The organism is Campylobacter sp. RKI_CA19_01116 (assembly GCF_025771405.1).
Lineage (GTDB): Bacteria > Campylobacterota > Campylobacteria > Campylobacterales > Campylobacteraceae > Campylobacter_D.
The window spans coordinates 1-12739 of sequence record NZ_JAKMQF010000013.1; the positions used below are offsets into that span (position 1 = coordinate 1).

The 12739-nt window shown below is 32.2% G+C and carries 12 protein-coding genes and 4 tRNA genes; 4 read left to right on the forward strand and 12 right to left on the reverse strand.

Annotation, left to right across the window (positions count from 1 at the left end; all coding sequences use genetic code 11):
• The 7 genes from L8U41_RS07585 to L8U41_RS07615 all read right to left on the reverse strand — a co-directional run.
• Positions 1 to 571, reverse strand: a 571-nt coding sequence (locus tag L8U41_RS07585) for a prepilin-type N-terminal cleavage/methylation domain-containing protein (RefSeq protein ID WP_318529798.1), incomplete at its 3' end; no start/stop codon positions are given.
• The gene (gene tsaD, locus L8U41_RS07590) at positions 568 to 1575 is read right to left on the reverse strand and encodes a tRNA (adenosine(37)-N6)-threonylcarbamoyltransferase complex transferase subunit TsaD (RefSeq protein ID WP_263728228.1); all 1008 of its coding nucleotides are present in this window, start codon (positions 1573 to 1575) and stop codon (positions 568 to 570) included. The genes tsaD and L8U41_RS07585, both read right to left, overlap by 4 nt.
• Positions 1572 to 2960 carry a M99 family carboxypeptidase catalytic domain-containing protein gene (locus tag L8U41_RS07595; RefSeq protein WP_263728231.1) on the reverse strand — a complete coding sequence of 463 codons (1389 nt, stop codon included), beginning with the start codon at positions 2958 to 2960 and terminating at the stop codon, positions 1572 to 1574. Before L8U41_RS07595 ends, tsaD begins: the two co-directional genes overlap by 4 nt.
• Positions 2957 to 4036: a 1-deoxy-D-xylulose-5-phosphate reductoisomerase gene (gene dxr, locus L8U41_RS07600; RefSeq protein WP_263728232.1), complete on the reverse strand. Its 1080-nt coding sequence runs from the start codon at positions 4034 to 4036 to the stop codon at positions 2957 to 2959. The genes L8U41_RS07595 and dxr overlap by 4 nt, the downstream gene beginning before the upstream one ends.
• A complete protein-coding gene (locus tag L8U41_RS07605) occupies positions 4033 to 4761 on the reverse strand; it encodes a phosphatidate cytidylyltransferase (RefSeq protein WP_087700494.1) in 729 nt (242 codons plus the stop codon). The genes dxr and L8U41_RS07605 overlap by 4 nt, the downstream gene beginning before the upstream one ends.
• Before the next feature lie 11 nt (positions 4762 to 4772).
• On the reverse strand, positions 4773 to 5093 hold the full coding sequence (locus tag L8U41_RS07610; protein ID WP_263687860.1) for a hypothetical protein: 321 nt from the start codon (positions 5091 to 5093) through the stop codon (positions 4773 to 4775).
• Between the two features lie 2 nt (positions 5094 to 5095).
• Positions 5096 to 6400 (reverse strand): NFACT RNA binding domain-containing protein, encoded by a 1305-nt coding sequence (locus L8U41_RS07615; protein WP_263728233.1) that lies wholly within the window; start codon positions 6398 to 6400, stop codon positions 5096 to 5098.
• A 41-nt stretch (positions 6401 to 6441) separates the two neighbouring features.
• Between L8U41_RS07615 and L8U41_RS07620 the strand changes: the two genes are divergently transcribed.
• Both L8U41_RS07620 and L8U41_RS07625 read left to right on the forward strand, forming a co-directional pair.
• Complete coding sequence (locus L8U41_RS07620; RefSeq protein ID WP_263728234.1) at positions 6442 to 7041, forward strand: NTP transferase domain-containing protein; 600 nt, start codon at positions 6442 to 6444, stop codon at positions 7039 to 7041.
• Positions 7004 to 7978, forward strand: coding sequence for a phospholipase A (locus L8U41_RS07625; protein WP_263703150.1), 975 nt, complete (start codon positions 7004 to 7006; stop codon positions 7976 to 7978). Before L8U41_RS07620 ends, L8U41_RS07625 begins: the two co-directional genes overlap by 38 nt.
• Here the strand turns inward: L8U41_RS07625 and L8U41_RS07630 are convergent.
• Positions 7975 to 9327 (reverse strand): Na+/H+ antiporter NhaC family protein, encoded by a 1353-nt coding sequence (locus L8U41_RS07630; protein WP_412175033.1) that lies wholly within the window; start codon positions 9325 to 9327, stop codon positions 7975 to 7977. The genes L8U41_RS07625 and L8U41_RS07630 overlap by 4 nt on opposite strands.
• A gap of 134 nt (positions 9328 to 9461) precedes the next feature.
• On the opposite strand from L8U41_RS07630, the gene ilvD reads away from it, so the two are divergent.
• Positions 9462 to 11138, forward strand: coding sequence for a dihydroxy-acid dehydratase (gene ilvD, locus L8U41_RS07635; RefSeq protein WP_263728235.1), 1677 nt, complete (start codon positions 9462 to 9464; stop codon positions 11136 to 11138).
• Positions 11139 to 11213: 75 nt separating this feature from the next.
• Here ilvD and L8U41_RS07640 read toward each other — a convergent pair.
• The 4 genes from L8U41_RS07640 to L8U41_RS07655 all read right to left on the reverse strand — a co-directional run bounded on the left by L8U41_RS07640 (position 11214) and on the right by L8U41_RS07655 (position 11596).
• Positions 11214 to 11301 (reverse strand) — tRNA-Ser (locus L8U41_RS07640).
• Positions 11302 to 11333: 32 nt separating this feature from the next.
• Positions 11334 to 11407: transfer RNA gene (locus L8U41_RS07645), tRNA-Cys, on the reverse strand.
• A gap of 16 nt (positions 11408 to 11423) precedes the next feature.
• Positions 11424 to 11512 (reverse strand) — tRNA-Leu (locus L8U41_RS07650).
• A gap of 9 nt (positions 11513 to 11521) precedes the next feature.
• A tRNA-Gly gene (locus tag L8U41_RS07655) sits at positions 11522 to 11596 on the reverse strand.
• 417 nt (positions 11597 to 12013) lie between these two features.
• Here L8U41_RS07655 and L8U41_RS07660 point away from each other — a divergent pair.
• The coding region (locus L8U41_RS07660) for a cache domain-containing protein (protein WP_263703152.1) at positions 12014 to 12739 on the forward strand (726 nt) is incomplete at its 3' end.

Below are 12739 nucleotides of genomic sequence, written 5' to 3' on the forward strand. Positions count from 1 at the left end.
AACCACCACTTAAAAAATATACCCTAGTAGCTAAGTCTTTAAAAGCTTTAGAGTGGATTAAACTTTGACAAGCCTTAGACTTTGAAGTGCTTGCAAATTCACTTTGACTAAAAGCATTTAAAGCCTCATCTAGTTGAGTTTTTATACTTTGATTTTTAGGATCTTTCAAAGCTTGATTTTTTAAATCTGCTATATTTTGGACTTTACTTTTTTGAGCATTATCTACCATAAGTGCTAAAAGCAAAATGCTTTCTTTATCTACAAAAAGCACTTTAAAACACTGCTCATCATTTCCCACACTAAAATCAAGTTCTTTGGTGGAATTTTGCAAATTTGATAAATCTTCATTTTTTATATTTGCTACATTACTCATCAAAGCTATACTTGAAAGACTTTCATTTTTTAACACATAAGAACTTACATCATTGATAAAAGTTTTTAAATTTCCTAAAGCTTGAGCTGTACTTGCTTCATCTTTACTCGCGCTAAATTTTGGCAGAGCAACTGCTGCTAAAACCCCGAGTATAATCACCACAAACACAAGTTCTATAATAGTAAAAGCCTTTTTCATAATACACCTTGTAAATTTTTCACCTTAGGGCTTATAAGATCATTTTCAATACTTACAAATTCTTTACGCTCATAAGCCTCACAAGCTGCCCTTGCTATCATCAAAGCATTATCTGAACAATACTCAAGCGGAGCTAGCAAAAGTTCACATTGATAGCTTTGGCATAAATGCTCTATTTGACTTCTTAGGTTTAAATTTGCACTAGCTCCACCTACTATACCAAAACGCTTAAATTTATACTCTTTAAAAATTTTTTCTAACTTGTTTAAAATATGCGCTATGGCTGCTTTTTGAAATGCAAAGGCTATTTTGCTTTTACGCTCTAAGCTTAGCTCTTCTTTTAAAATTTCCAAACGCACTTGGTTTTTAAGTCCTGAAAAACTATAAGCTAAGTCTTTAGAATGAAGCAAAGGTATGCTAAATTCTAAATCACTTTCTTTTACATTTTTAGCTAAATTTTCTATGATAGCCCCGCCAGGATAACCAAGCTCCATCATTTTTGCTACTTTATCAAAACTTTCTCCAAAGCTATCATCATTTGTTCTTGCTAGTTCTGTGATTTTACCTTGCTTATCGATAAAAAGTACCATAGTATGCCCACCACTTACAAGCAACACACCCATATCAAAACTAGCTTTTTTATCTAAAAACATAGAGTAGATATGTCCTTTTAGATGATTAATCGCTATAAGTGGTAAATTTAGACTAATAGCAAGCATTTTAGCCATAGCAACCCCACCTATCAAACTCACACTAAGACCAGGCTCATTTGTAACTGCTATGGCACAAAGCTTATCAAAGTATTTTTGGCATTTTTCTAAGATTTTAGGTAAGGCTTCACTGTGCAATCTTGCTGCAAGCTCAGGCACCACCCCACCATAAACACTATGAGCATTTTCTTGAGAAATCTTTGTATGAAAAATGCATTCAAAGCTGTTTTTATCTATGATAGCAATAGAACTATCATCACACGAGCTTTCTATAGCAAGGATTAAACTTTTCATTGAAATTCCACTAAAATCATACCGATAAATTTGTCCTTTTGCTCTGCTTTTTCTATAGCTTTTGCAGGTATGTTTGCTTTTTTGATTTCTTTAAAATTTGTCTTTTTTTCTAAGGCTTGATCTGCTAAATTTGCATTTTTTAACTCATAAAATTCCACTCTATAAATTTTTCTTTTTTTATCTAAAGAATAACGACTTTGCATTTGATTTTTGCTAATTTCTATACCACTTTCATCATTGCCCCTATCAAAACCTATGACATTAACCCTTACACCTACAATAGAAGGAATTTTAAAGCTATTTTTTACCATGATTTTTTGAGCAAAATTTGTTTGTATGTTTTTTCCATCTACTATCATTTCAACACTATCTAAGGCATTTGAAAACTCAAAGTATTCAGGATATAGTCTAGTTTGCAAGCGATTTCCGTAATTGACTGAGTATGAACTAGCGTTTGAAATCACCGCTGTAATTTCATTGCTTGCTTCATAATTTAAAGCTTGATTAACAGGGAAAGGCAAGAAATTTATAGCATTAGTAGGTTTGTCAAGATAAAGTAAAATTTTATCATTAAAAAGTCTTACCTCCAAAGGCTTTTCAATGGCTCTATAAACCCCATTTGGAGTTAGCTCAAAAGTTCTTTGAAATTCTATATTTGCCTTTTTTAGATAATACTCCACCGCCAAAAGATGATAATACACTCTTAAATGTGTTGGTAAATTTTTACTCGCTTCATTAGCAAAGGCTGCTTTGTGATTTGACACTACAAAATAAGTTAAAGCCTTTAGCATATCTTTATCATTACTTTCTTGGGTTTTGGTGTTTTTTAAATGATATTGATGTTCTTCTTTTACTAAGGCTTTATTGATATTTTCCACCGCTTCTTTAGCTATGCTTTCTAAGTCTGCATATTTAGTAGAATTTACTTCGCTTTGATCGATAATGCTAGTATTGCCCCAGCGGTTTGGATTTTTATCTTTGCTTTCATATTGTGGTCTATAAAAACCGCTTCCATCGTGTAAATTTATGACCATATTAACTTCAGGGTCTAAAATAAGCTTTTTTATACGCTCTATGGTGTGAAAATCAGGATCGCTTTCATCTATATGGGCAAATTTTCTATTTAAATCTCCAAAATTTCCCCTATTTCTAGCAATAATACTTTCAAAAGCCAAATTTGGCGCGACGATGATTTTACCTTTAGTGATATTATAATCACTCAAAAGCAAGCTAGCCGCATGAAACCCACCTGGCTCATCTCCTTGTATGCCTCCAAGGATTAAAACTGTGTTATTATCGTCTAAACTTTTTCCATTTTCTTTCACACTAAATTCTAAAGCAAAAACCACATTTATAAAAATCAAAACACTTAAAAAATATCTCACTTCATTTCCTTATCTAAATAAAGCCTTACTTGTTTATCGTACTCAAAAACATCTTCAATTTGGTTAATCTTTGGCACACCAAAATGATCTAATGCTTTAAAAATTCCTTTAGCGATATCTAAAAACTGCGCTTTATGAGCTAAAAATTGATACACCATATACTCATTTGCACTATTTATAATCACGCCCAAGTCAGGCTCTTTCAAAAGTTCATCTTTGAGTGAAAATATAGGATATTTTTTTAAACTAATTTTTTCAAATTTTAAACTTGACATAGCTAACAAATCTAAATTTTCTATAAAGCTTTGATCATGCTCATCTAAAATCGCTTGAGCTATAGATAAACGCATATTTGCATGAGAAAAATACGCACTTATACCACCATCTTTAAACTCGCACAAAGCATGCACTAAAGATTTTCTTTCTATCAAAGCATCTATTTGCTTAATGCCATAAAGATGATAAGCTTCGATGATTTCAAAAAGCTTATTACACATACTAGCACTATCTATGGTGATCTTAGCCCCCATACTCCAGTTAGGATGCTTAAGAGCTTCTTTTACGCTGACATTTTTTAAATCTTTGATTTTATAATTATAAAAGGCTCCGCCACTTGCTGTGATGAAAAGCTTTTTAATATCTTTTCTTTTATCTATCAAACATTTTAATGCTGCATGTTCGCTATCTATGGCTTTAATCTTAGAAGTATCAAAAAATTTCCCTGCTACTACTAGGCTTTCTTTATTTGCCAAGGCTAAAGTTTTACCAAGCTTTTGCACCATAAGACTTGAGTTTAACCCTGCAAAACCCACTATAGCATTTATCACCAAAGTGCTTTTACACTCAGCTATCATCGCTTTTAAGCCCTCTTGGCCACAAAAAATCTTATCATGATCAACCAAGGTTTTATCTTTTTCATCTTGGATACATACAAATTTAGGCTTAAAAAGAGCTATTTGCTCATTTAAAAGCTTGATATTTTTACCACAAGATAAAGCTTCTATGCTTATGTTTTTTTCTTTGGCAATAAAAAGAGTATTAACCCCTATACTTCCTGTGCTTCCAAGTACAATCATACTAAAGTTGCCATTGCAAATGCTGCAATGATAACAGCATCAATTCTATCTAAAACTCCCCCATGTCCTGGGATTAAATTACCGCTATCTTTAATGCCTGCTTGTCTTTTAAAATAACTCTCAAGCAAATCCCCTATCACAGCAAAAATAGCTACGATTAAAGATATATAAATACTTTTTACCAAGCTAAATTCAAAAGAACCTATGATAGTTCCTAAAATCCCTGCACAAACTATGCCACCTACTACACCTTCTAAAGTTTTATTTGGGCTTGTTGGAGAAAAAGCTCTCTCGCCAATGAGTTTTCCTATAAAATACGCCCCGCTATCACAAGCAACGACAATCACTATAAGCCAAAATAATACAAACATACCCTCATAGCTTAATACTTGATAAAGCATTAAAATAGGCAAAGTAGGATATATATAAGGCATAAGTTCATTTAAATTTTCACTTTTTTTATAAACTAAATATCCTAAAATCAAAATCAAAGCCATAAGGCCTATAAAGAAAGGTTTATCTAAAAATGCTCCTATTGCAAAAATACACAAAGCCACAAAGGCACTTGCATGTTTGCTTTTAAACATAGCTTTTGCTTCATTAAATGCCAAAAACAATAAAACACCAAAAATAGCAAAATTAATCAAAAAATTATCTACTAAAGCAACAACAGCTATTACAGCTATCATCACAATAGCACTAAGAATTCTTGTCTTTGAAAACATTTTTATCCTTTCTATATACTTAAATCAAGTAAATGAGAGCTTTTTTTAGCCACTTCTTGCTCTTTTTCTTCTTGCTCATCTTTTTCTTCTTGTTCTTGATGATGTTTAGAATGCTTCTTTTCTTCCTCTTGTCTTTCTTTTACCTCATCACTTACTTCGTGAGTTTGATTAACTTTTTCAAGTTTTTCAACCGCCTTTTCTTTTGCTTGAAACTCACTCATATTTACCAAAGTCGCAAAAGAGTCTTTTGCTAGTTCATTGCTCACTTGTGCTGAATGCACCGGTGCATTTTGGTTAGCATAATTAACACCACCTATGGGACTTATAGGCATATTCACTCCTTTAAAATGCTTATAGTCTTATAATTTGTATAATTTACAAAAGCCTTCTCTCTAACTTTAACAAAATTCTTGCTCGTATAATCGACCAAATAAGTTCCAGAACTTAGCTTGGAAAATTCCACACAAAGCTTTGCGGCAAATTCTAGCACTAATTGACTTATTTTTAATTTATTTGAAGTAATGATCACATGTGCACTAGGATAATCTTTCACATGCAACCAAATATCATCTTTTTTAGCTATTTTTAATAAATACTCATTAGCTTTTTCATTGCGTCCTACGCTGATTTTAAACTCATCAAAATAAAAGCTACTAACCCCTGCGTTTAACTCTTCTTTTTTGGTTTTTTTACTTTTTTTAGGCATTAAAACTTCTAATTCTCGTAAAGAAGCGCTTTTAGTGATTAAATCTTTTAAATTGATTAAAAAATCAAGTTTTTCACTTAAAATTTCTCTTTCTATATTAATATTTTTAGCCTTTTGTTTTAACTTTTTAGCTATTTTATAAAATTCATTCGCACTGTTTTTAGGTGTATCTTCAAGCTTAAAAGCAAGCTCATTTGAATTAAAATCTTGCAAAATAAATTCTCTTTGATAATCTTTTAAAGAATTTAAATTAGCAAATAAAACATCTGCTTTTTGGCTTAACTCTTGAGCTTTTTTTAATAAATTGCTTTCTTGTTCTAAATTTTCTACACTCTCTTTAAGGGTAAAAATTTTTTTATCTACATTTAAAAGTTTATTTTCTTTTATATCTTTTAAACGCTCTTGCTGTAACTTTTTAGCGCTTTCTTTAAAATACACATTAAAATCATCAATCTTTACAAATTCTTCTTTGATCTCATAAGCTTTTAAAGCTTGGAGTTTTTCGCCTATTTTTACAATACGATAACTTTTATCTATATGACGCAAAGCTTCTATGATAATATCATTAGTATCTGTGATGATGACATTAGTGTTTTTTCCTGTAAATTCAAAATAAATCTTAGCCCCATAAGCTTTGTAAGATTTTTCTGATAAAACTTCAAAAGATAAAATTCTATTATTTTCTAATACTTCTAAATTTAAAATCTTTGCATTAGAGAAGTATTTTTTTAACATAAAATCAAAAGGCGCGTTATAGACTTTTACTTGGAGCTTATCTTGGTAAATTCCACTTTTTCCGCGTGTTAAATCTAGTATAAAAGCTTGATGATCTAAGCTAAGCTCTAAGATATTATCATCAAGACGTTTGAGATAATTTAGCCTTTGAAATTGTTTAAAATAATCTTTTATTTGTATTAAATCTGTATATTTCATAAATGTATTATAAAATATTTTGATGAATTTATGAGGTTTTTATGAGTGAAAAAATTCCCTATCCTTGCGTGATTTTATGTGGCGGAAAGTCTTCACGCATGGGAAAAGATAAAAGCTTATTGCAAGTAGATGATAAAAACTTAACTCTTTATCAGTATGAAAAAATGTCAAGAATTTTTAATCAAGTTTTTATTAGCGCTAAAAAAGATAAATTTCATCAAAAAAACTTAGCACTTATTTTAGATGAGGATTTAAATAACTATTCCCCACTCATTGCCTTAAATTCCATACTCAAACATTTTCAAAACACCTATGTATTTATCCTTAGCGTGGATAGCCCAAACATAAGCAAAGAAAGTATTTTTAAACTTTTTCATCATCTAAAATCACAAAATATACTCTTAGCAAGCACAGAAAAACACAAGCATTATTTATGTGGATTTTATCATGGTAGAAATTTTGAAAAAACTTTGCAATTTTTACAAGAAAATAACCACAAACTAGCTCTTTTTTGTGATACAATGAAAGCAGAATTTATAGATTTTAAAAATGAAAATGAGTTTATAAATTTAAATTATTTTAACGAATACAAAAAGTGGCTTCATGAAAAAGACAATCTTACCCATAATATGTGCTTTTAGTGCTTTAGCAAATGAAGATTTAATCAATCAAGCCTTAGAATATGAAAGACAAGGTGAGTATAAAAAGGCTATGCAAATTTATAAAAGCTTAGCTTTAAAAGATACAGCAAAAACAAAAAATTTAGAACTTTCTCTTAACAATGAGCAAAATGCAACAAAAGAACATAAAATAGATGATTTCAACCCAAGAAGCGAAGCTTTAGCAAATTACCTTGGCACAGAAAAATCATACAATCCTTTTGGTATTAGCACGCATAATCTTAGTTATTTTATGCCTGTTTCTTATAGTTTTAGCAAAAGAGATTATAAAAGCACTGAAACTAAATTTCAAGTAAGTCTTAAAAAAACTCTTTTTGAAAATCTTTTGGGTTTAAACGAAAGCTATAACATAGCTTATACACAAATTTCGTGGTGGCAGCTTTATGAGCATTCATCACCTTTTAGGGAGACTAATTATTTGCCTGAATTTTTCATCAATTTTCCTATAAGTGGGCATGGAGCTTTTGAAAATTTAAAAAATGTACGCGTTGGTTTATTACACGAATCAAACGGGCAAGATGACCCAAAATCAAGATCTTGGAATAGAATTTATCTAAGCAATGCATGGTTTTTTGGGGACTTTGTGTTCATACCTAGGGTTTGGCTAAGAATTCCTGAAAAAAGCTCAGAGGATGATAATCCTGATATAGAAAAATATTTGGGTAATTTTGATATCAATCTTGCTTACACTCAAGATGATTATTTTATCAATATCTTATGGCGTAATAATTTAAACTTTGCTAATAACCGCGGTGCAGTGGAAATAAGCGGAGCTTATAAAATCTCCAACAATGGCTTGTATATTTACACTCAGTATTTTAATGGTTATGGTGAGAGTCTTATTGAGTATAATAAATCTTCAAGCAGACTCTCAAGCGGAATTTTACTAATGTATTAAAGCAAACAAAACGCTATAACACTACCTAAGATAAGCAAAGAGCCATTAAAACATAAAAATGTTGGTATACAAGTATCTTTAATGTGATCACCTTGCTTATCTGCATTAAGCCCTACACTCACTCCCAAAGTCGTCTCACTAGCAGGCGATCCTGCATCGCCTAAAGCTCCAGCAACACCGATGATAAAAATAATCGCAGCAGGTGAAAAACCAAGCTCTATACATATAGGGCAAAATAAGGCAGCGATGATAGGAATAGTGCCAAAAGAACTGCCTATACCTATGGTGATTAAAAGCCCTATGGCTAGCATGATAAAAATAGCCAAAAAGTGACTTTGTGCCATAAAAGGCACGCTTGTTTTTACAAGCTCAGCTATACCACCACTTTGTTTTAAAACCTCCCCATACCCTGAAGCAACAAGCATTACAAAGGCTATATAACCCATAATCTTAAGCCCATCATCAAAGACTAGATTAACTTTATTATACTCTACTCCACCTAAAACCACCATCAATACAAAACCCAAAAGTCCAGATAAAGGTAAATTATGCGTTAAAATTTGCAAAATTAAAGTCAGCAAAAGACCAGCTAAAACGCCCCATTCTTTTTTACTCATTTTTAAATTTTCAAAATCCATTTTGGCAATTTGTTCTTCTTGATATTCTCTTGGTTTAGCATAAAATACAAACACAGCCAAAAACAAGCCAACTAGCATACAAATAGCCGCAAAAGCCATAGTTTGAGAAACTTCCCCTAGGCTAATTTGCACTCCATTTGAATTTAAATTATCCACAAGCAAAGTTTGAAAAATAAGCCCAAATCCCAAAGGTACCACCATATAAGGTGTGGTAAGTCCAAAAGTTAGCGCACAAGCTATGGCTCTACGGTCTATTTTTAATTTATTAAAAAGCTTTAACAAAGGTGGGATCAATAAAGGCACAAAAGCCACGTGGATAGGGATTAAATTTTGTGAAAAACAAGCAATAAATGCCAAAGAAAGTATAAGTAAGTATTTTTTATGTGAAATATAATGCGAAACTATTTTAATCAAATATGCTGTTAAATTAGTTTTTGATATAGCAGCAGCCACCGCTCCAAGTAAAATATAACTTAGTGCTGTTTGTAAATTTCCTTGCATACCGTCAATTAAAACTTTCATAGAATCCATCATAGCTTGTGGAAGTTGAGTAAAAAACTCCATCAAAGTTAAATGCTCTATATGCATAAATTTAGACCAAACGCCTACAAAAAGCCCAGAAAGCAAAACACTAAGCAAAACATTAAACCTAAAAAAACACAAAAGCGTCATTAATACAACGCCTATAAATACCGGATTAGTTAAAAGCATTACATTCCTTAAATCAAAATAATTGCACATTTTAAATAATTTTCTTTAAAATACCATTTAAGTTTAAAAAATTTAAGCAAAAATTGCAAAATAAAAGCATAAAATGATAGTTTTTACTTTAAAAAAGGATACAAATGAGAAGTGACGCGATCAAAAAAGGACATTTAAAAGCACCAAATCGTTCTTTACTTAGAGCATGTGGCTTAAATGATGATGATTTTAACAAGCCTTTTATAGGTGTAGCAAATAGCTATATAGATATCATCCCAGGACATTTTTTCTTAAATGAATATGCAAAAATCATTAAAGATGAAATCCGCAAAAATGGTTGCATTCCTTTTGAATTTAATACTATAGGTGTAGATGATGGCATTGCTATGGGGCATGATGGTATGCTTTATTCTTTACCAAGTCGTGAAATCATAGCAAACTCTATTGAAACAGTGATGAATGCACACCAACTTGATGCACTAATTTGTATCCCAAATTGTGACAAAATCACTCCAGGTATGCTCATGGGGGCTTTAAGAGTTAATGTGCCGACTATTTTTGTGAGCGGTGGGCCTATGCGAGCAGGAGTAAATAAACACGGAGAAAAAATCAGCCTAAGTTCTGTTTTTGAAGCAGTGGGGGCTTATGAGGCTAAAAAAATCAATGAAGAGGATTTAAAAGATATAGAATGCAAAGCTTGTCCTAGCGGTGGATCTTGCTCGGGTATGTTTACTGCAAATTCTATGAATACTTTATGTGAAGCTATGGGCATAGCGCTTGAAGGAAATGGAACTATTTTAGCACTTAGCAAAGAAAGAGAAGAGCTTTTAAGAAAAGCTGCTCGTAGAATTTGCGAGATTGCTCTGGATGAGCGTTTTAAAATTCGCAATATCATTACTAAAAAATCCATCAACAATGCTTTAGTTGTTGATATGGCTATGGGTGGAAGCTCAAATACTATCTTGCATATGCTTGCCATTGCTTATGAAGCGGGTGTAAATTTGGATATAAAAGAACTCAATCACATCAGTGCTAATGTGGCTCATATAGCCAAAATTGCTCCATCTTTAAATACTGTTTATATGGAAGATATACACAAAGCAGGTGGAGTAAGTGCAGTAATGGCTGAAATAGCTAAAAAACCAGGCCATATTTTAGAACTTGATACTCTAGATATTAGCGGAAAAACTTTAAAAGAGCGCATTGAGAATGCTAGCATTAAAGATGAAAATATTATAAGAAAAATAGACAATGCCTATTCGAATGTAGGTGGACTTGCTATACTTTTTGGAAATTTAGCAGAGCAAGGCTGCGTGATAAAAACTGCAGGTATTATGGGTGAACGTAAATTCAAAGGTAAAGCGGTTTGTTTTAATTCTCAAGAAGAAGCCATTAAAGGAATTATAAAAGGTAAAGTTAAAGAAGGCAATGTGTGTGTGATACGCTATGAAGGACCAAAAGGTGGACCTGGCATGCAAGAAATGCTTAGTCCAACTTCATTGCTCACAGGCATGGGACTTGGTGCTAAAGTAGCACTTATAACAGATGGTCGTTTTAGCGGAGCTACAAGAGGGCTTAGTATAGGTCACATTTCTCCTGAAGCTGCAGAAGGTGGGCTTATAGCGCTTTTGGAAGATGGTGATGAGATAGAAATTGATGTGGATAATTACAGTATCAATGCAAATTTAAACCAAGATGAAATCACCAAACGCAAAGCAAACTTTAAAATGCCAAATAAACAAATAAATTCAAGATGGCTTAAAATGTATCAAAAACTTGTAAGCAATGCTAGCAAAGGCGGGGTTTTAGACTTAGAATAATTTTCTTAATTTCTTAGAGAAATTAAGAAATATCTTTTAAATGTGAAAACAAAAATATGAAAAATTATGTTAAAGTGGCCGGGAGAAAGGGATTCGAACCCCTGGAGGTGTGACCCTCAACGGTTTTCAAGACCGCCGCTTTCGACCACTCAGCCATCTCCCGAAAGAATAAAATATCAAGTGTTAACATCGCATTGGAGGCGACATCCGGATTCGAACCGGAGATCAAGGCTTTGCAGGCCCATGCCTTACCGCTTGGCTATGTCGCCTTGAGTTACCAAAAAGTGGTGCCCGAGGCCGGACTTGAACCGGCACGGAAGAAAAATTCCGAGGGATTTTAAGTCCCTTGTGTCTACCAATTCCACCACCCGGGCGGGTGATAATGGAGCGGGAAACGAGATTCGAACTCGCGACCCCAACCTTGGCAAGGTTGTGCTCTACCCCTGAGCTATTCCCGCATGTAAAATTGAAATTATATCTATTAAAGCTTAAAGATATATAAAAAATAATTTAAAATAATTTAAAAAATTACAATAAACAAATAAACTTATTAAAATTAATAATATTTTTATAATCAATATGTTATAAAACTGGATTTGATTTAATCAATTTAAAATATTGCAATGGAGGTATTTATGTTCAGCTTTAAAAGCTTATCAAGTAAATTAACATTTATAACCTGTTTGTTAATTATAGCAATTTTAACCGTAGTTAATGTTATAAACTACTATGAATCTAAAAAAACAATCAATGATTATCTGTATGAAATACAGATGAAAACAATGCTAGATGTTGCAAAGGTATATGAACTTTATGGTAGTTCAAAAAGAGCAGCAATAAACTCTCTTGGACACTCGATCTCTTCCAAGCCAAATATGCATCAAGACGAAATTATAGATATTTTAGGCACCTTAAAACAATCATCAGATTTTGAGCTTGTTTACATTGGATTTGAAGACACTGGTAAAACTTACAGATCTAACAAAGTTATTAGCGATATCACAAGTGGATATGATACTAAAAATAGACCTTGGTATAAAGAAGCAAAAGCTGCTGGTAAACTAATCGTTACCGACCCTTATGTCTCTGCTTCTAGCGGTCAAGTAACTGTAACATATGCCGCACCAATTTATTCAGATGGCAAATTTATAGGTGTTGCAGCAGGAGATTATGACCTTTCAAGGTTTTCAACCGATGTTTTATCACTAGGACACTCTAATAGTTCTTATGTTGCAGTTTATGATAGAGAAGGTGTTATAACCTTCCATGAAGACAAAGAAAGAATGCTTACTAAAAACGATTTAAGTATTAATATAGCAAATGCTGTAAAAGCTAATCCTGATTTAGTTGATCCAAGTAAAGAAGAAACCTTATTTTATGCTAAAGATGGCACAGGTAAAACTCAAGTCGCAACATGTACACAAAGCTTAAACCCTAAATATATAATCTGTTCTATCACAGAAGAATCTGTATATACTGACGCAGTAAATAGATTGTTATTTCAACAAATTATAATTGCTATTATAGCTATAATAATAGCTTTACTTCTAGTAAGATTTGCTATTATTAGAAATTTAAAACCTATTGCAATAATTACTTCT